This window comes from Janthinobacterium agaricidamnosum NBRC 102515 = DSM 9628 (assembly GCF_000723165.1).
Classification (GTDB): domain Bacteria; phylum Pseudomonadota; class Gammaproteobacteria; order Burkholderiales; family Burkholderiaceae_D; genus Janthinobacterium; species Janthinobacterium agaricidamnosum.
The window spans coordinates 1,197,366-1,217,006 of record NZ_HG322949.1 but is presented as its reverse complement, the minus strand read 5'-3'; the positions used below and the strand labels follow the sequence as shown (position 1 = coordinate 1,217,006).

At 60.6% G+C, this 19,641-nt stretch carries 17 protein-coding genes; 8 read left to right on the top strand and 9 right to left on the bottom strand.

Translation table 11 applies throughout. From position 1 onward, the window contains the following. Positions 1-33: 33 nt before the first annotated feature. From GJA_RS05165 to GJA_RS05145, 5 genes are all read left to right on the top strand, one after another. Positions 34-465, top strand: coding sequence for a DNA polymerase III subunit chi (locus GJA_RS05165; protein ID WP_038489466.1), 432 nt, complete (start codon positions 34-36; stop codon positions 463-465). After that, positions 462-854, top strand: coding sequence for a hypothetical protein (locus GJA_RS05160; protein ID WP_038489463.1), 393 nt, complete (start codon positions 462-464; stop codon positions 852-854). Before GJA_RS05165 ends, GJA_RS05160 begins: the two co-directional genes overlap by 4 nt. A gap of 153 nt (positions 855-1,007) precedes the next feature. After that, positions 1,008-2,144, top strand: coding sequence for a branched-chain amino acid ABC transporter substrate-binding protein (locus GJA_RS05155; RefSeq protein WP_038489460.1), 1,137 nt, complete (start codon positions 1,008-1,010; stop codon positions 2,142-2,144). 208 nt (positions 2,145-2,352) lie between these two features. Continuing rightward, entirely contained in the window at positions 2,353-3,489 is a 1,137-nt protein-coding gene (locus GJA_RS05150) for a branched-chain amino acid ABC transporter substrate-binding protein (protein ID WP_038489456.1), read from the top strand. 268 nt (positions 3,490-3,757) lie between these two features. Further along, positions 3,758-4,894: a branched-chain amino acid ABC transporter substrate-binding protein gene (locus GJA_RS05145; protein WP_038489453.1), complete on the top strand. Its 1,137-nt coding sequence runs from the start codon at positions 3,758-3,760 to the stop codon at positions 4,892-4,894. A 91-nt stretch (positions 4,895-4,985) separates the two neighbouring features. Here the strand turns inward: GJA_RS05145 and GJA_RS05140 are convergent, their stop codons facing one another. Together GJA_RS05140 and GJA_RS05135 are read right to left on the bottom strand one after the other, a co-directional pair. Further along, positions 4,986-6,236, bottom strand: a complete 1,251-nt coding sequence (locus GJA_RS05140) for a glycoside hydrolase family 99 protein (RefSeq protein WP_144241428.1) — start codon at positions 6,234-6,236, stop codon at positions 4,986-4,988. 185 nt (positions 6,237-6,421) lie between these two features. After that, a complete protein-coding gene (locus tag GJA_RS05135) occupies positions 6,422-6,739 on the bottom strand; it encodes a c-type cytochrome (RefSeq protein WP_038489450.1) in 318 nt (105 codons plus the stop codon). 189 nt (positions 6,740-6,928) lie between these two features. Between GJA_RS05135 and GJA_RS05130 the strand changes: the two genes are divergently transcribed. Further along, positions 6,929-7,153, top strand: coding sequence for a TIGR04438 family Trp-rich protein (locus GJA_RS05130; protein ID WP_038489446.1), 225 nt, complete (start codon positions 6,929-6,931; stop codon positions 7,151-7,153). Positions 7,154-7,195: 42 nt separating this feature from the next. Here GJA_RS05130 and ilvD read toward each other — a convergent pair whose 3' ends face one another. Continuing rightward, complete coding sequence (gene ilvD, locus GJA_RS05125; protein WP_038489444.1) at positions 7,196-9,058, bottom strand: dihydroxy-acid dehydratase; 1,863 nt, start codon at positions 9,056-9,058, stop codon at positions 7,196-7,198. 131 nt (positions 9,059-9,189) lie between these two features. On the opposite strand from ilvD, the gene GJA_RS05120 reads away from it, so the two are divergent. After that, complete coding sequence (locus GJA_RS05120; protein WP_038489440.1) at positions 9,190-10,092, top strand: LysR family transcriptional regulator; 903 nt, start codon at positions 9,190-9,192, stop codon at positions 10,090-10,092. Continuing rightward, positions 10,086-10,907, top strand: a complete 822-nt coding sequence (gene lgt, locus GJA_RS05115; RefSeq protein ID WP_038489437.1) for a prolipoprotein diacylglyceryl transferase — start codon at positions 10,086-10,088, stop codon at positions 10,905-10,907. Before GJA_RS05120 ends, lgt begins: the two co-directional genes overlap by 7 nt. 55 nt (positions 10,908-10,962) lie before the next feature. Here lgt and GJA_RS05110 read toward each other — a convergent pair whose 3' ends face one another. Genes GJA_RS05110 through vioA form a run of 6 tightly spaced genes read right to left on the bottom strand, consistent with a single transcriptional unit; the run spans position 10,963 to position 19,546 of the window. Then, a complete protein-coding gene (locus GJA_RS05110) occupies positions 10,963-12,126 on the bottom strand; it encodes an MFS transporter (RefSeq protein ID WP_038489434.1) in 1,164 nt (387 codons plus the stop codon). A gap of 20 nt (positions 12,127-12,146) precedes the next feature. Further along, on the bottom strand, positions 12,147-12,770 hold the full coding sequence (gene vioE, locus GJA_RS05105) for a violacein biosynthesis enzyme VioE (RefSeq protein ID WP_242404451.1): 624 nt from the start codon (positions 12,768-12,770) through the stop codon (positions 12,147-12,149). A 9-nt stretch (positions 12,771-12,779) separates the two neighbouring features. Beyond that, positions 12,780-13,898: a flavin-dependent violacein biosynthesis monooxygenase VioD gene (gene vioD / locus GJA_RS05100; RefSeq protein ID WP_038489429.1), complete on the bottom strand. Its 1,119-nt coding sequence runs from the start codon at positions 13,896-13,898 to the stop codon at positions 12,780-12,782. After that, positions 13,898-15,187, bottom strand: a complete 1,290-nt coding sequence (vioC, locus tag GJA_RS05095) for an NADP-dependent violacein biosynthesis oxygenase VioC (RefSeq protein WP_038489425.1) — start codon at positions 15,185-15,187, stop codon at positions 13,898-13,900. Before vioC ends, vioD begins: the two co-directional genes overlap by 1 nt. A gap of 1 nt (position 15,188) precedes the next feature. Continuing rightward, positions 15,189-18,239, bottom strand: a complete 3,051-nt coding sequence (gene vioB, locus GJA_RS05090; protein WP_038489422.1) for an iminophenyl-pyruvate dimer synthase VioB — start codon at positions 18,237-18,239, stop codon at positions 15,189-15,191. Beyond that, positions 18,236-19,546, bottom strand: a complete 1,311-nt coding sequence (gene vioA / locus GJA_RS05085; RefSeq protein WP_051780336.1) for a flavin-dependent violacein biosynthesis tryptophan-2 monooxygenase VioA — start codon at positions 19,544-19,546, stop codon at positions 18,236-18,238. Before vioA ends, vioB begins: the two co-directional genes overlap by 4 nt. Positions 19,547-19,641 lie beyond the last annotated feature (95 nt).

Sequence of the window (19,641 nt, the reverse complement as noted above, 5' to 3'; positions counted from 1 at the left end):
AACCATAGCGCGCCCGGACACTTTTATTCTTATATGACACGCATCGATTTCCATACCAACGTCCCCGACAAGATCGCCTACGCCTGCCGCCTGGTCCGTAAAGCCTATCTGGCCCGCAATCAGGTGGTGCTGCTGGCCGAGGATGCGCAGCAACTGGCGGCCTTGAATGGCGCGCTGTGGACCTTGTCCGACACCGATTACCTGCCGCATGTGCTGGCCGGCGATGCGCTGGCGCCCCACACGCCGATCGTGCTGACCGACAGCGACGACACCACCGTCCCCTTGCCGCACCACGATATCCTGATCAACCTGTCGTCGCACACGCCAGCCCATTTCGGGCAATTCCAGCGCGTGTTTGAAATCGTGTCGCAAGAAGAACAGGACGCCGAGGCCGGCCGCAAACGCTATGCGTTTTACAAGCGGGAATCCTGGCAGCCCACCCACTTTGTCGCAGGCAAAACATGAACCAGCCGGTGTTCGACGCCAGTATCCCGGTATTGACCGAAGTACTCAGTGCCGTAGCGGAGGCCGCGGAGCCGGCAGCCGAGATGGCAGCCAATGCGGCAGCCATGGCGCCACCCGCCGATTGCGCCGGACAACTGGAAAGCGAAACATTGCACCGCTGGGATGAACAGCAATGGGCGCTGCTGGAACAACGCCTGACCGAGCGGATCTTGCGCCAACTGCAGGGAAAAATCGACTTCGTGCTCGAACAGTGCATGGCCCAGGTGCTGCGGCAGGCGCTGGACAACTTGAGCGGCGACATCCGCAACGGCTTGCAAGAAACCATGGAACAAATCGTCAGCGGCGCCGTCAGCGAAGAATTGATGCAGCTGAAAACGCTGAAAAAGTAAGTTCTCTGCGTGTCAACGTTGCTAAAACCGCAAATCGTGCTTTGCACGGCGCCCGTTTAGTTGTAACGTTCTGGCCTTGGCATATTTTTAAAAACCGCTATATCAAGGCGGCGCCACAAAAATAGCTACCCTAGCCACCACAGGAGAATGTTAATGCTGTTCAAGACCAAATTCCTTCCACTTGCCATCGCCATGGCTTTTGCGGGCAGCGCCAGCGCACAAGAAGTCGTCAAGATCGGCAACGTCGCGGCAATCAGCGGCCCGACCGCCCAATGGGGCAAGGATAATGAAAACGGCGCCAAGATGGCCATCGAAGACTTGAATGCCAAGGGCTTCCAGATCAATGGCAAGGCCGTCAAGTTCGTGCTGTTGTCCGAAGACGATGCCGGCGACCCGAAACAAGCCACCTCGGCCGCGCAAAAGCTGGTCGACGCCAAGGTCAATGGCGTCATCGGCCATTTGAACTCCGGCACCACCATCCCGGCCTCGCGCATCTATTTCAATGCCGGCATCCCGCAAATTTCGCCATCGGCCACCAACCCGCAATACACCCGGCAAAAATTCAATACCGCGTTCCGCATGGTCGCCAACGACAATAAAATGGGCAGCACGCTGGGTCATTACGCGGTAGAAAAACTGCAAGCCAAAAAAATCGCCGTCATCGACGACCGCACCGCCTACGGCCAGGGCCTGGCCGATGAATTCACCAAGAGCGCCAAGGGCAAGTCCGCGCAAATCGTCAGCAAGGAATTCACCACCGCCAATGCGACCGACTTCAACGCCATCTTGACCAAGATCAAGAGCAAGAGTCCGGACCTGGTCTTTTTCGGCGGCATGGACCCGGTCGGCGGCCCCTTGTTGCGCCAGATGAAGGCGCTCGGCATCAAGACCAAGTTCATGGGCGGTGACGGCGTGTGCACCGACTCAATGGCCAAGCTGGCCGGCGACGGCATGATCGACGGCATCTTCACTTGCGCCGAAGCGGGCGGCGTCACCGAAGACCGGCAAAAAGGGATGGAAGACTTCCAGGCCCGTTATAAAAAGAAATACAACATCGACGTGCAACTGTACGCCCCTTACGTCTATGACGCGGTGATGACGATGGCCACCGCCATGGCCGACGCCAAATCGGCCGAACCGGCCAAATACCTGCCCTTCCTGGCCAAGGTCAAATACCAGGGCGTGACCGGCCTGGTGACGTTCGACCCGTATGGCGACATCAAGGACCCGGCGCTGACCTTGTACACCTTTACCGGTGGCAAAAAGACCAAGCTTGACGTGGTTAAATAAGCACATGCCAGCGCACGCGCCGCGCTTGATAGCCCGGCGCGCGGCTGCCTGCTTGAACAGGATTGCTACCAAATGTAAGAAACACTGTTATATGCTTTGAATTCCCTCCGGTTTTATTGTACTGTGGAAACTACTGTCAAACTGACAGCATACTATGGCGGCCACATTACCCGGTCGCAGCTGTATTGCCACCTATCCGGAGATCCCGATGTCGTTGCACACCAAACTCATTCCCCTTGCCTTCGCGCTGACGGCGGCCGGCAGCGCCGCTGCGCAAGAAATCGTCACCATCGGCAGCGTCGCGCCACTGACCGGCCCCGGCGCCCACCTGGGCAAGGATTATGAGAATGGCGCCAGAATGGCAATCGAAGATTTAAATGCCAAAGGCTTCCAGATCAATGGCAAAGCCGTCAAGTTCATGCTGTTGTCCGAAGATGACGCCGGCGACCCGAAACTGGGCACCGCCACGGCGCAAAAACTGGTCGACGCCAAAGTCAACGGCGTCATCGGCCATGCCACGTCCGGCACCACCATCCCGGCATCGCGCATCTACTTCGGCGCCGGGATTCCGCAAATTTCTCCGGCCGCGACCAGCCCGCAATACACCCGGCAAAAATTCAACACGGCATTCCGCTCGATCTCCAACGATGAAAAACTGGGCGGCGTGCTGGGCGCGTATGCGGTCGCGAAATTGCAATCCAGGAAAATCGCCGTCATCGACGACCGCAGCGCCTATGGCCAGGGCTTGGCCGATGAATTTATCAAAAGCGCAAAAAGCAAGGGCGCGCAAATCGTCGGCCGGGAATTCACCAATATCAATGCCAGCGACTTCAGCGCCATCCTGACGTCGATCAAGGGCAAGCATCCCGACACGATCTTTTTAGGCAGCTACGATGGGATCGCCGGCACGATACTGCGCCAGATGAAGACGCTGGGCATACAGGCCAAACTCATCGGCGGCGACGCCGTCTGCACCGAACAGCTGGAGCAACTGGCCGGCGATGCGCTCGGCGAAGGCGTCGTCACGTGCGCGGAAGCCGGCGGCGTCACCGGTGCGCAGCAAAAAGTCATGGATGATTTTGTGGCCCGCTATAAAAAGAAATACGACAGCACCGCACCGCTGTATGCGCCCTACGTTTACGATGCGGTGATGACGATGGCCAGCGCGATGGCCGATGCCAGATCGGCCGCGCCGGCGCGCTACCTGCCCTATCTGGCCAAGGTCAAATACCAGGGCGTGACCGGGCTGGTGTCGTTCGACCGCTACGGCGACATCAACGATGGCGCGATCACCTTGTACACGTATAAGGGCGGTAAAAAGAGCAAGATCGAAGTAGTCAAGTAATAGCGCCGGCGCGGCGGTTTTTATAAGCATATTTTTCGCTATTGCGCTTCTTTTTGGTGTGAACAGCGCTCTATCGGCGATGAATAGCGCACATCCGTGGTAATTGTCGCCACGAATGTCAAAAAGCGCCAAATCGCGCTTTGCGCGCTCCCTGTTTTGTTGTACCGTTCTGCCCTGTATCAAGCTGAAACCCAGTTTGAATGCTCAAAATAAATCCGGCGGTGCCGACCAGGCACCGCTTCTATACATACTAATAGGAGAATGTTTTATGCTGCTCAAGACCAAATTCATCCCGCTGGCTATCGCCCTGGCATTCGCCGGCAGCGCCTCTGCCCAGGAAGTCGTCAAGATCGGCAGCGTCGCGCCGATCACCGGCGCCAGTGCCCACCTGGGCAAGGATTATGAAAACGGCGCCAAGATGGCGATCGAGGACTTGAACGCCAAAGGCTTCCAGATCAATGGCAAAGCCGTCAAATTCGTGCTGTTGTCGGAAGATGACGCGGCCGATCCGAAACAGGGCACGGCCGCAGCGCAAAAACTGGTCGACGCCAAGGTCAACGGCGTGATCGGTCACTTGAATTCCGGCACCACCATCCCGGCGTCGCGCATTTATTTCAACGCCGGCATCCCGCAAATCTCGCCAGCCGCGACCAATCCGCAATACACCAAGCAAAAATTCAATACCGCATTCCGCTCGCTGGCCAATGACAGCAAGCTGGGCGGCACGCTGGGCGCTTATGCGGTTGAAAAGCTGCAAGCCAAGAAAGTCGCCGTGATCGACGACCGCACCGCCTACGGCCAGGGCGTGGCCGATGAATTCCTGAAGGGCGCCAAGGCCAAGGGCGCACAAATCGTCGGCAAGGAATTCACCACCGCCAACGCGACCGACTTTAACGCCATCCTGACCTCGCTGAAGAGCAAGGCGCCGGATACCGTGTTCTTCGGCGGCATGGATTCGGTCGGCGGCCCGATGTTGCGCCAGATGAAGGCGCTGGGCATCAAGGCCAAGTTCCTCGGCGGCGACGGCCTGTGCACCGAGCCGCTGGCCAAACTGGCCGGCGACGGCATCGGCGAAGGCGTCGTCACTTGCGCGGAAGCTGGCGGCGTGACCGGCGACCAGCAAAAAGCGATGGACGACTTCCAGGCCCGCTACAAGAAAAAATACAATGCCGACGTGCAGCTGTATGCGCCGTATGTCTACGATGCGGTGATGACCATGGCCACCGCCATGGCCGACGCCAAATCGGCCGAACCGGCCAAATACCTGCCCTTCCTGGCCAAGGTCAAATACCAGGGCGTGACCGGCTTGATCACGTTCGACCAGTATGGCGACATCAAGGATGGCGCGGTGACCTTGTTCACCTACAAAGGCGGCAAGAAGACCAAGATCGAAGTGGTCAAGTAAGTCGTTGCGGAACGGCAGCCCTGTGCAGGCTGCCGCGCAAAAAAGCGCGCCGGCTACCGCCGGCGCGCTTTTTTTACGACCCGATCCGGAGCTACATTGCGTTGATGATCGCGGCGGCCTGCGACACCTGATGCGCGGCCAGATAATTGGCTGCGTTGCTCAGTTTTTGCTGTTGCGCCGCATTGCCGGCATACTGGACTCGCTTCTGGTACAAGGCATAGATCAATTGCAATTCACTTTGATTCGAGCTCACGCCGAGCGCTTGCTGCATCGTTGTTAAATAGCTGTAGCCAAACTCCCGCGTCGGTTCGACCATGGTGCCTTCGCCATAATCATTCCAGGTTGCGACCTGGATATTGTCGACGCCGGGGGCGGCAAGCGCTTTATTGAGCGTCGTCGCAAATGTCGAACCGTATGGCAATGTCCAGGTCGGGCCTTGCCAGTTACCGGCCGCATAGAAGGTATTAAATCCAGGATACGCGATACCGAACTTGAGATTCAACGGGTGGTTACTGTAGAAATTATCCAGGCCCGCCATGCCGTCGAAATAAATCCATGCGAATTCCCCCTTGCCGCTGGCGCCAGCCTGGCCAACCTGGTACCACAGCGTCAGGAACGTGGGCGGTTTCGGGAAGGTCGAAAAGATAGTGCTCCAGTCGTCCCCGTTGACGAAGGTTTGCGGCCCGAAATCCAGGATCAGCGGCGCGTCATTGATTTGAATGTAGTTGCTTTGCGTGGTGTAGCGGGACTTCAGGTAAGCGATGTCTTGCTGAGCCGCCGCCATCTTGTTGGGGATCAGCCCGGCGTCATACGCCATGCCGATATTGTGATCCTCATAGACCATCGCAAAGCTCAGGCCCATCTTTGCGGTCTGCGCCACGATGGCCTCGGCGTTTTGCCGATTTTTAGGATAATCCCACACGTTCTGGCTGCCTGGCCAGTCGATCAATACGCCATCGACGCCGGCATACTTCATCAGCAGCAATTGATATTCGATGATATAGGGATCGCCGGAAGCGTAGGGCCCGGTTTGCGGATAATAATGCGAGGCGATCTGGCGTTTTCCGTTTGCATCGACGATGTTCGGATTTTGATTCGCCATGGTCCAATGCTGTCCCCACGCGCCGTTGCCCGACGAGGCATTGGTTTCGAACCACGGCATCATGTGCATATAGATTTTTTTGGTCGAGCTCTTGGGCACGGCGACGGCCGCGACTCCCGCTTGCGCCGATGCCGATTGCAGGACCGTATTGCCGCCATTCCCGGCAGTCCCGCCGCCGCAGCCGGCAAGCATGCCGCCGACCAGCGCCATGCACAGCATGCTACCTATTGTTCTTTGCATTTTTTTCTCCCGTAAAGTGGCCCCGTCCATCAAGACGGGTTGTGGTTTTCTACCCAGGTAATCCATTACTGTTACCACTCAGCAACTTAACTCGAACACGCTGGCATGCGCAAGATGGCGCCGACAAAAAAAAACGCGCAGACCAGGGTCTGCGCGTTTTTTAACCGTCGAAGGTCATTGTCAGCTCATTTCTGCGACAACACCCATTTCACCAGCGTATGGGCTTCAGCTTCGCTCACTTGCGGATTGGCGGGCATCGGGATCGCGCCCCAGGCGCCGGAACCACCCTTCATGACTTTTGCCGCCAGTTTATCTTCGGCGTCTTTTTGACCCGCGTATTTGGCCGCCACGTCTTTAAAAGCCGGGCCCACCACTTTGCTGCTGACCGCATGGCAAGCCATGCAGCTTTTTGCTTTCGCCAGGTCGCCGCCGGCATCGGCCAGCGCCGCTTGCGACGCGAATGCGGAAATCGTCAATACACCTACCAAGATGGAACGTTTCATTGTTTTCTCCAAAGTTACTACTGCTCGCCGCATTTTACCGTGTTTTGCACTGGCGGTAATTTGCACCGCTCAAGGCCACAACGATGCGCTGTCCGACAAGGTTGACTCATTGTGCCGTAATACTGGCCCGGCGGCACTTTTGTTTGTAAGATGATGTAAGTTCTCTCCCTTGCCTACCGGAAGCCGGCCATGCCTGTCATTTTTGCCATCCTCGCACTGTGTCTTTTACGCTACTTTGAAGTATGGCGTTTCGCCGCGCTGTCGTGGTGGTGGATCGTCGGCCTGATGCTGGCCGCCTTCCTGTGGTTTGAATTCATCGAGCCGATGCTGGGACTGGACAAGCGCAAGGCCCACGATGTCGATGACAAGCGGCGCAAGGACCGCATCAGGCAAACCTTCGACAAGCGCAAATGAGCGCGCCGCCGAAGATCGCTCCGGCGGCGCGGCCATGCCGCCTCAGCGTTTCAGCTGCGACAGGTCGCGCACCGCGCCGCGGTCGGCCGAGGTGGTCAGCGCCGCATACGCCTGCAGCGCCTGCGACACAAAACGCTCGCGCTTGACCGGCAGCCAGGCGTCGGCGCCCTTCGCTTCCATCGCGGCCCGGCGTGCGGCCAGTTCGGCATCGCTGATGCGCAAGCCGATGCGGCGATTCGGAATGTCGATGTCGATCATGTCGCCCTCCTGCACCAGGCCGATCGCGCCGCCTTCGGCCGCTTCCGGCGACGCGTGGCCGATCACCAGGCCGGACGAACCGCCGGAAAAGCGGCCGTCGGTCAGCAAGGCGCACGCCTTGCCGAGCCCCTTGGATTTGATATAGGAGGTCGGGTACAGCATTTCCTGCATGCCCGGGCCGCCTTTCGGCCCTTCGTAGCGGATGATGACGACGTCGCCGGCATGGACTTCATCGGCCAGTATCGCTTCGACCGCCGCATCCTGGCTTTCGAACACGCGCGCCTTGCCGCTGAATGTCAGGATCGATTCATCGACGCCGGCGGTCTTGACGATGCACCCCTTTTCGGCCAGGTTGCCGTACAACACGGCCAGGCCGCCATCTTTCGAGTACGCATGTTCCTTGTCGCGGATGCAGCCGGTGCTGCGGTTGTCGTCCAGGCTTTCAAAGCGGCTCGACTGCGAGAACGCGACCTGGGTCGGCACGCCGCCGGCCGCGGCGCGGAACAATTGATGCACCGCCGGATCGTCGCTGCGCTTGATGTCGTATTTGGCGATCGCGTCGGCCAAGGTCGGGCTGTGGATGGTCGGCAAGCTGGTATCGAGCAAGCCGGCGCGCGCCAGTTCGCCGAGGATGCCGATGATGCCGCCGGCGCGGTGCACGTCTTCGATATGGTATTTGTCGGTCATCGGCGCGACCTTGCACAGGCAAGGCACGTTGCGCGAAATGCGGTCGATGTCGGCCATCGTGAATGCGACTTCCGCTTCATGCGCGGCGGCCAGCAAGTGCAGCACGGTATTGGTCGAACCGCCCATCGAGACGTCGAGCGCCATCGCGTTTTCCCAGGCGGCCTTGGTGGCTATGCTGCGCGGCAAGACCGAATAATCGTCCTGCTCGTAATGGCGCCTGGCCAGTTCGACGATGAGGCGGCCCGCCTTCAAGAACAGTTCCTTGCGGTCGGCGTGGGTCGCGACGATGGTACCGTTGCCCGGCAACGCCAGGCCCAGTGCCTCGGTCAGGCAATTCATCGAATTGGCGGTGAACATGCCGGAACAGGAACCGCAGGTCGGACAGGCGGCGCGCTCGATCTCGGCCACGTCGGCGTCGCTGACGCTGCTGTCGCCGGCCTTGATCATCGCATCGATCAAGTCCAGCTTGATGATCTTGCGGGCGCCGTCGACCACCTTGATCACCTTGCCCGCTTCCATCGGGCCGCCGGAAATGAAGACCACCGGGATATTGAGGCGCATCGCCGCCATCAGCATGCCCGGCGTGATCTTGTCGCAGTTCGAGATGCATACCATCGCATCGGCGCAATGGGCGTTGACCATGTATTCGACCGAATCGGCGATCAGGTCGCGCGACGGCAGCGAATACAGCATGCCGCCGTGGCCCATGGCGATGCCGTCGTCGACCGCGATGGTATTGAATTCCTTGGCGACGCCGCCGGCCGCTTCGATTTCACGCGCGACCAGCTGGCCCAGGTCTTTCAAGTGCACGTGACCCGGCACGAATTGGGTGAAGGAATTGACGACGGCGATGATAGGCTTGTCGAAGTCGCCATCTTTCATGCCGGTGGCGCGCCACAGGGCGCGTGCGCCAGCCATGTTGCGGCCGTGGGTGGTGGTTCGGGAACGATATTGCGGCATGATCAGCTTTCAATGGCATAAATGATAGTGTCAGATTGCCTTGCCCATGGCCGCCTGTCAAATATATGATGCACATGGCTGTGAGTCGAATAAAATATCACAGCATTTATTTCACATGGAAATGGATATCAATGAACCTGGAACTGCGCCAGTTGCGCTATTTCGTCACGGTGGCCGAGGAATTGCACTTCGGCCGCGCCGCCAGGCGCCTGCACATGACCCAGCCGCCGCTGTCGCAAACCATCCAGGCGCTGGAAGAATTGCTGGGCGCCGCGCTGTTCTTGCGCAGCCGCCGCGAAGTGAGCCTGACGCCGGCCGGCGTCGCGCTGCTGCCGGAAGCGCGCCGCTTGCTGGCCCAGGCACAGGAATTGCCGGAACTGGTGCGCCGCGCCGCGCATGGCGAAGCGGGCCGGCTGGCGCTGGCGTTTGTGTCGTCGGCCGATTACAGCGTGCTGCCGCCCTTCCTGCGCGCCTACCGCACAGCGTTCCCGCAAGTCACCATCGGCCTGCAAGAGGCGACCTCGGACTTGCAAGTCGACGAGTTGCTGCACAAGCGCATCGATGCCGGCTTGCTGATCCCGCCGCTGCCCGACAGGGCGCGCGCCGAGCTCGACTACCTGCCGGTGCTGGCCGAAGCGCTGATCCTGGCCGCGCCAAGCGGACTGGACGCGTTGCGCCAGCCCGGCCCGGTGGCGCTGAAAAGCTTGCCTGCGCTGCCGCTGATTATTTTTCCGCGCGTTATTTCGCCGGCGCTGCACGACGCGATACTCGGCGTGTTCCGCGCGGCCGGCATCACGCCGCTGATCGGCCAGGAAGCGATCCAGATGCAAACCATCGTCAGCCTGGTCTCGGCTGGCATGGGCATCGCACTTGTGCCACAATCGGTATCGAATTTGATGCGGCCCGGCGTAGAATACCGTCCGTTGCAAGACCCCACTCCGCTGGTGGAAACCGGCCTTGCCTGGCGCCGCGACAATGACTCGCCGGTGCTGCAAGGCTTTTTGGATTTACTAAGAAAGAATATTCCATGCTGATACACCCGAATCCCGACCCGATCGCCTTTTCGATCGGACCGCTGGCCGTGCACTGGTACGGCTTGATGTATGTGCTGGCCTTCGCCCTGTTTATCGCGCTGGGCCGGGTGCGCATCAAGCAGCCGCATATTGCCAAACTGGGCTGGAGGAAAGAGGACCTGGACGACATGCTGTTCTATGGCATGCTCGGGGTAGTGATCGGCGGACGCATGGGGGAAGTGCTGTTTTACCGCCCGGTCTACTTCCTGCACCATCCGCTGGAAATTTTCATGGTGTGGAAAGGCGGCATGTCTTTCCACGGCGGTTTCCTCGGCGTGATACTGGCCATGTACCTGTGGAGCCGCAAGGCTGGCCGCAACCTGTTCGACGTGCTCGACTTTATCGCGCCACTGGTGCCGCTGGGCTACGCCGCCGGCCGCCTCGGCAACTTCATCAATGCCGAATTGCCGGGCCGCATAGCACCGCAAGGCTTGCCTTGGGCCATGCAATGGCCGGGCATTCCGTATCCGGTACACCCGTCGCCGTTGTACCAGATGCTGATCGACGGCATCCTGGTATTCATCATCCTGTGGCTGTTTTCGCGCAAGCAGCGTCCGCGCATCGCGGTGGGCGCGATGTACACGCTGCTTTACGGCTGCGCCCGCTTCTTCACCGAATATTTCCGCACGCCAGACTGGCAAGTAGTGTGGTTCGGCGTGCCGATCACATCGGGACAAATGCTGTCGCTGCCGATGATCGTGGTCGCCATCGCGCTGCTGGCATGGTCGTACCAACACAATATCGGCGGCACCGCGCCAGGCAAGGCGCGGGTTTAAGCGGCCATTACCGGATCGGGCGCCGCCGCGATGAATGCAGTTAACGAGTGAATATTTAATGCGGCACAACCCGGATCACGCGGCTTTTGCCGAGGTAAGGCAGCAAGCTGATTAGTCCAAGCAGCGCCAGCGCGACACCGACCCACAGCGGCGCCCGCAAGCCATAACCGGCCGCAATACCCAGGCCGCCGATCCACGACCCGGCGCCCAAACCGATGTTAATGACGGAGGTGTGCACGGTATTGACCAGCGGGCCGGGATGCACGGTCTTCATCACGCGCGCGATGATGGCGGGATTCATCGACATGCCGACCAGGCCTATCACGATCAGCAAGGCAACGCTGATCGTTTTATTATCGGCAAAGACGGCGAACAGCGCCAGGCTGCTGCTCAGCACCAGCATGCCCCAGACCATGATGACGGCGGTATGCCGGTCCGCATAACGCCCCACCACCGCATTGCCCACCACGTTTGCGGCGCCATACAGCCCCAGCAGCCAGGGAATCGAGGACGCTGGAAAGCCTGTGACTTGGGTCAGGATGGGCGTGAAGTAGCTGAAGGCCGCGAAAATCGCGCCGATGATCAGGCCGCTGCTGGCATAGGCCGCCCACAGGTGGCGATTCCTGAACGCCGCCAGTTCGTTGCCGAGGCCGGTTTTTTCAGATGGCGCTGATCGCGGCGCCAGCCGCGCGATCAGCGCCATGCACAATAACGCCAGCAGCACCACCAGCCAGAAGCTGGCGCGCCATCCCAGGTGCTGGTCGATCAGCGTGGCGATCGGCAGGCCGACCACGGAAGCCAGCATCAGGCCGCCGACCACGACAGAGGCGGCGCGCGCCCGCGCTGCAAAGCCGACGACATTGGCGCAGATCGCCAGCGACACGCCAAAGCAAGCTGAGCCGGCCACGCCGGTGACCACCCGCGCGACGGCCATGATGTCATAGCTGCCAGCCGATGCCGCAAGGGATTGGGCAAGCGCATACAGGCCCAGCAGCCAAAGCAATCCCTTTTTATTTGCCACGCGCAACTGGAGCAAGGCAATAGTGATCAGCGGCCCGCCGATGACCATGCCGATCGCGTACAGCGAGATCAGGTAGCCGATCTGCGCCACCGGCACGCCCAAGGCCAGCGCCAGCGACGGCATCATGCCCGCCACCATGAATTCGGACGTGGTTAACGAAAAGATCGTCACCCCCAGGATATAGACAAGCAAAGGCATAGCGGTTTCCTTCGATGCGGTTAATCGGACCGGACTGCGCTTTTTTCCAGGCTGAAAACGCTGTCCGGGATGGCGCCGGCACAGAAGTTCGGGAAGTCGCGTACCGACAGATGCCGCGGGTCGTTGCCGGTGACCATGCGCAGCAACCGGTTGCCGCCGGCTTGCAGATAGAACACCGATGGCACCCTGGCCGGCCGCTGCACCACCCAGGCGTCGACCGGCTGGCCCAGCACGGTGTGGCGGCCGCCGTGCAGCGCATTGCCCTCAAGCAGGATCGCCTGCGGCAGGAACAGCGCATGAAACGGCGTCAGTTCATCTTCCAGCGCCGTCTCGCGCAGCGTGCTGCCAGCGGCCGCCGTTTCCCTGGCATACGCCACTTTCTGTCTGCGGCTTTGTCCCTGCCTGGCGTCGCCGATTTCCGACATCCACAGCCGGTGCCCTGTTTCCTTTTCCGGCCAGGGATTGAACAGGCCGTCGATGCGGCAAATGTTACGGGCATAGTCGAACCAGCAATAGCCGGAGGTCAGCTGGTCTTCTTCCCGCATCGGCGACCAATACGACAGATAGGCGCTGCTCCATTGCATCGGCAGCAGCGGCGGTCCGGCAGGGGCTGGCATGGCGCGGCGCTCCTTGTGTTTATCCACGCTCTGCCCCTATCGCCCCAGCGCATAGGCAAGGCTGGTCATCAGCGCTTCCTGCAGCGACAGCAGGCCCTGGCGGCGGGCGTCGAAGCTGGCGCTCAGTTCCGCATTGCTCAGTCCGATACGCTGGTCCACGGTTTCAAACCACAGCCGGCTGCTGTTGGCATGCGCCTTGAACAACTGCACCAACGGCACCGCGCGGGTGTTGAAGCTGTCCAGGGCGGCGCCGATGCCGGCTTCGGCGCTGAGTGTTTTCACCAGCAGCTGGGCCGCCACCAGCGCCATGGTGGTGCCATGGCCGATCGAGAAATGGCCGGATTGCAGCGCATCGCCGATCAGCACGAACTTGCCGTCGCATGCACGGTCGTGGCTGAGGGTCATGAAGTTGCGCCAGCCCTGGCCCGGCTGGCTGAACAGCTCGTGCCCACCCAGTTCGGGCTGGAAGGTCCGGGCGATATAGGCCGCGGCTTCGCGCTCGGCATGCATTTCCAGCCCGGCCCTGGCATAAGTCTGTTCGCTGCACTCGACGATAAAGGTGCTCATCGTGTCCGAATATTTGTACGCATGGCCGATGAACATGCCTTGGTCATTGCTGCGGAACACCAGGTTCATCTGGTCGAACAGTTGCGTGGTGCCGTACCAGATGTATTTGTTGCGCCCGAAATCGACATGCGGGACCAGCGCCGGCGGCAACTCCAGCGATTTATGATTGACGCCATTGGACACCACCACCAGGTCGTATTCCGCTTCCAGCTGGGCCCTGCCGGGCAGCGATGTCTGGTAATTGAGCGTGATGCCGGCCGCCACGCATTTGGCGCGCAGCGCCTGCACCAGCGCCCGGCGTTCGACGCCGCACAGCGTGACGCCTATGCCCATCAGATGGGGCTGGTCATGGTGCACCAGCTTGAATTGTTCCAGGAACTGCGGATTGAGCCGTTCCGGCTGCTCCAGGTAGGACAGCGGATTGGCGGGATGGCGCGGCGGCCGCCCCGGCAACACCACGCCCCAGCCGGGCACGTCTTCCAGGTTATTCCTTTCGACAATGCTGATATCCCAGCCCGGTTGGGCTTGCTTCATTTGACTGGCAAATATCAGCCCTGCCGGTCCGGCGCCGATAATGAGTATGTTCATTAATTGACCCTCCCGAGTTTATACCAAACGTTTTGCTTCTTCTGGATCTGCTGCAGCTCATCGTAGGGAACCGATGTGAAATACAGTTTTTCCGCCATGTCGGGCGGATAAACATGCGGAAATCTCTTGTGCATGTAGCGGGTGTAGCGGGTTTGCAGGAAAAACATCAGATTCGGGTTGCTCAGCGTTTCGTAGTTGGCGATCGCCATATCCTGCATCGCGTCCGCCTGCACCTTGCGCTGGCGGGTGAACTCGGACAATGCCAGGCGCAGCGCATCGCCGTGCTGTTCCAGTAAATTAATGAAAACGTGGACGTCTTCCAGCGCCATGTTCATGCCCTGCCCGAGGAAAGGGGCGGTAGCATGCGCCGCATCGCCGATCAGCAAGACATTGCCCTTGTAATGAAAGGTACTGGAGCGGACATTGATCAGGTCGTTGCTGGGCAGCGCGATGAACTGGTCCAGCATCTCTTGCCGGCTGGCCGGCGGCAGGCCGCCGAAGTAGCGGCTGAAGAAGCCTGCCATGGCTTCCCGGTCATGCGTGGCCAGGCTGGGCGTGCCCGAGTAAGGCAGGCAAATCGCGAAGCTGATGCTGCCGTCCGGGATGGTGGCGGCGCGGCCGGCAAACAGGCCCTTGGAATCCATGCCGAAGAAATACAGCAGATCCTTCCTGTAGCCGAGCTCGGCGGCATTCGGCAACACCACCGTCTTGTAGCCATGGCGAAAAAAACTCTGCTTGAACTCGAAGCGCCGCATGCCGCTTTGCATCGCGCTGCGCACCGCCGAATGAGCGCCGTCGGCGCCGATGATCAGGTCGCCATGCAGATGCTGCAATGCGCCGTCCCGTCCCTGGATCAGCACGACTTTCCTTTCCAGGTCGACATCCAGGCATTTATGCTCAAAGTGATAGGTCACCTGATGCATGGCGGCGTATCGGTTTAACAGCCGCTGGAACGCGGTCCGGTCCAGCGACAGCGGGAACATGCCTTCGAGCGAGCTCAACTCGCGTACCCTGTAGCGGCCGCCGACCGAAAACGCCATGCCGACGATGGGCTCGCCACACCGGTACAACTCCTGCTTATCGATGCCGGCCCCCAGTACCGCCTTGATGCCGCGCACTGTCATGCTGACGCCGATGGCGCGCGAGCTGACCGGATCGGCGCCGGCTGAATTTTCCAGCAGCGGATCGGCGCGCTTTTCAATGACCTGGACCTGATGTCCGCGTTGCGCCAGATAGATGGCGGCAAGGCTGCCCGCCAGGCCGCCGCCAACGATGATGATTTTGTGCATTTCAAGCCTCTCTTGACATCGTTCCCCGCGATAAATCAGTCAGTTGCCGATGAAAGAATTCCAGCATGTCGATGGGCGCCATGCCGACCAGATCGGTCTCAAGGCAACGCGCGTACTGGGCCAGCGCCAGGCATTTCTGCGCCAACATTTCGCATCCCAGGCGGTAGTCGCCGCTGATCTTGTCGCCGGCCTGGTCCTCCCGATTGCCCTCGACCGGTTCCGGCACCGGCGGGCCGGCGTTACGGCCGGGCAGACCCGACGGCATGTTCATCAGCGCGACCGACAAGGGCCGCAGCACACCGGTCATGATGTCGATCGAAGCATTCATCAGCCGCGAGCGGCGCAGGCTGCCCAACGGCTGCTGCGCGAAATGGTGCGCCATCAGCAAGAAGGTCAGTTCGTAACAGCCTTGATACAGCCGCATCAGCGAACGCGCCTGGCGATCGGTCACCACGGTGCAATCGGGGCGCGCTTCCAGCACCGGATTTTTCAGCGCCGGCACGGCCGGTTCAAACGGCTGCCCGCGCGCCGCAAACCTGCCTGCCAGCGTGCGCAGCCTTTGGAAATGCGACGACGCGAAATGCGGCGAATCGACCGCCACGCCCTCGCCCTGCTCGGTCACGAAGTCGATCGCGAACAGCGCGCTGTCGCGGTCGCACACTTCCAGCTGATACGCGGGATAGGCGCGGTTGGTCAGCTCTTTCAGGAACAGGTGGTGTTCGCCGCCGCGCTTGCCGCGATTGTCGTCGAACAGGCCGGGCAGGTCGGCCAGCGCCTGGCGGATCGCGGTATAGAAGGTGGCGATCGATTTGCCTGGCGTGGGAAGATAATCGGGCCACTCGAACCGCACCAACCTGGCCAGTACCAGCTCGGAAAACGGTTCGAATGCAAATTCCGTGTCGAGGCCAAAACGTTGCCGCGCCTGCTGTCCCAGCATCGGGGCGCCGGCATGGAACGGCTCGCCGAGCGCCATCAGCACATTGTTGATCAATAAGTAGTGAATCATTTCTTCATGGGCGATTGCCAGCAAAGCTCCCCGCGTTCCACTATTGCGGCGCCGGTCTTCGGTACCGCAAGCCAGCTCCAGCTCGGCCGGCAGCCAGCGGCCGGCATCGACCAGCCTGACCCCTTGCGCATAGTTGGGAATCGAATAGGCCGCATACAGGTATTGCAGCATCAGCGACAATTCCAGGTCGATCGCCTGTTTCAGCTCCCCGATCAACTCGTCCTTGCCACGGATGACATGCGCCGCGGCCGGTTCCGGCAGCGCCGCCTTGGCGGCGGCTTCGACCTGGGCCAGGTATTTCAGGAACAAGCGCGATTTCGGCAGCGACAGTTCGCGGGTGCTCGGCATGTAGTAGCTTTTGTCGCGGTTTTGCGGATCGCACATCTGCCACATCAGACGCGAATAGGTTTCGCACTTGCACTGGTCGGCCAGGCTGAACACCTTGTCCGCCATAAACGGATAGACCAGTTCGTAATAGCTCATCACATGCCGGTACAGGAAGGCATAATCGACCTGCTCGGCGGCTACCTCGTCCAGATGCCAGTCGTCGGGCAGCACCCGCACGCCGAGGCACTGTTGTTCCTTTCCTTCGCCCAGCATGATGCGGGTGGCGCCGGAACGGCGGCCCGTGACACGCAACTCCGCGTAGCCATGCCCGAGCACGGAGGGCTGCAGCTGCAGCGCCAGCAGCGCGCCGTCTTCCGCCTCTTGCACCTGCGCCGCCAGCGCCGGATGGACCGCCAGCGCGCCGCGGAAACGGCTTTGCAGCGTGATGGTCTGCGGAAACTCTTGCTGCTTGTGCCGGTTGGGCGCTTCCAGATACAGCTGGTTGCTGTCGGACTGCAGCACCCAGTCGGCTTCATCCCACTGCGCCTGCGCGCTGCCCAGGCAAAGCGAACCCGAGGCCGCGGCGGCGTGCAGCAGCGGCACATCGACGACGCCATGATGGCGCCAGTAATCCAGGTACAGCGGCTGCGGGATGCGGGCCAGCAGCGTGCCGCAGCCATCACGCAGCAGCAGGTCGCCCAGCGCCTGCTGGCCGCCCAGCGCATGTGTAGGATGCTGTTCGGATACGGCGCTGGCGGCGCGGGTGGTGAACGGAATCGCGGTCGGCATATTGAGCGAGACCCGCCCCGCATGCACCTTCACCAGCACCGGCCCCAGGCTGCGCTGGCGCGGCAGCAGCAGCCGGCCGGCCGGATAGGTGGCCAGCTCGTCGCGGCGCCATGGACCGATGCTGCCGGTCAAATCGTAGAACACCGGGGTATCGGGCTTGTGCGGCGTCGACATATTGAACAAGGCATACTGGATTGTCAGTCCCAGCACATCGTCGTCGTCCAGCGCCTGCCGCAAGGCGCGCAGGCTGGCCGGCAGCGGCGCGTCCTGGTTGAAGACAAAATGCGGTTCGCACTTCGCCACGGAAAACTGGAACAGCCTGGAACGGCCGAATTCATCGTCCAAGAAATGCCCGCTGCGCTCGGTGATATGGCCGCTGCCAAGCCAGCGTACCGAGTGCGCCTGCCTGATGTCGGCACTGAACAGGGCCGGCGTGCTGGGCGTGGCCTGCTTGCCGCTCAGCGTGAACTGGCCGGCGTAAATCAGCGTGCTGTCCGGCCGGCCGGGGTGATTGTCGACCCATCTGGCGCGGTTGAACGTGGTCCGCAGATAATCGTTGTAATGTCCCCACAAGGCCAGCCTGGCGCCGACCAGGCTGTCCTCGGTATCGACGCTAGCGTCGTGCAGCTGGACGCCGGTGATGCTGGTATTTTCCCAAGAAAAATGATTATTGCCGCAAAAATTGTAACCTGCCGCCTGGCTGAAAATGCCTTCCGGATCAGGCATGCCGGCGGCATTGAACCTCGGTGCCAGCTGTTTCAAGTACGCATGAAATTCAGACGGCGCCCGGTTCGGGTCGAAAGGTTTTCCCTCCATCGAAACCGTATTGGTGGCGATGTCGATATGGCCGTGCGTATTGCGATTGGCGGTCGGCACATTGGCGCGGGCAAATCCCCGGAAATGCAGGCGCGGGAAATCAAGAATGCTCATGCTCGCTCTTCATCGGCGGAGGTAAGGGGCCGCTTGCCGGCGCCGGCTGTTTCAGTCGACTGGCCGAGCCGTTCCAGCAGCAAACGACTGGCTTGCCGGGCGCCGATCAGGCTGCCCTCCATCCAGCCGCAATGCGGGGTGTAGGCGTCCGAACACGAGATGATGCCGTCCTGGTGCAGCAGCACGGTCGGGTGCTCGGCTTCCGGCTCCAGGCAAAACTCGACGCCATGCGGCCAATGCTTGTAAAAATGGGTCTTGATGGGCGGCAGCGGCTGGCCGTCAAGCGGCAGTACTGCTTCCAGATGGCTGCGCACGCGTTGCAGGTACACGCCTTCCCCTTGCTCCAGGCTGTCTTGCCAATAGGTGGCGCTTTTGCTGTCGGTGTAGAACAGCAGGTATTTGTCGCTCTTGAAGTAGATTTTGCGCAGAGGATTATCGGCCATCAACACCTTATCGGTCAGTCCCAGCGCCTGCCACCAAGGTGTATCGAACGTCAGGAATCCCTTGAACAAAGGCAGCGAGTCGTACTGGAACGGACTCCAGGCGGCTGGAAAATCCAGGTTCAGGCGCGCCATCGCGGACGGCGGGATGGCCATGATCAGATGGCGTGCCCGGTGCACCTGCGTCGCGCCGCGATGCTGGAAGGACAGCACATGCTCGGCGCCGGACTTTTCAAGCGACAGCAAACGATGCTCGAGCTGGAACTCCACCCCGGCGGCCTGCGCCTGGCGCTGCAACTGGCCAAGCAGCTGGCCGTAGCCGTCGGTGGCGTAGCGCCACTGGTTATCGGCATTTTCGGTAAAGTGTTGCGTCTCCGGATGCTTTTTGATGATGTCGTAAGCCATCGCCGCCGAGACCATCGGCAGCAGCAAGGCGTCATAGCCGGTCGCCTTGATCATGCGGGTGGCTTCGGCGGCGCCCAGGTATTGGCTGAGGAAGGCCAGGAAGGAGTCATTCGGATGCTCTTTCAGCATCTTCTTCAAGCCAAGCAGGGTGGTCTTCAGTTTCTCTTGCACGCGATCATGAAATAGCGCCTGGGTGAAAGGGTAGACCGCATGCGGCAGTCCGCTGCCCTGCATCAGTTGCTCGAAATGCGGGTGCAGCTGCGGCGAATAGCGCGCGGCGCCGAGTTCGGCGATTTCCTCGCCATCTATTTTCTGCGACTGGATACGGCCGCCGACCGCCGCATTCAGGTCGAATACCCGTATGCGTAAATGCCTGGCGATGGCGGTGTCGCTCAATCGGGCCGCACATGCCAATCCGCCTATGCCAGCGCCAACGATGCAAATGTCAGAATAATTTGTCATCCCGAATTCCTTTTAGTTAATCAAGAACCGATCAGCAAAAGGCCCCCGCAGACATGCCGCCAGCGTGTTGTGGCATAGCGAAAATTGCTCTTGGG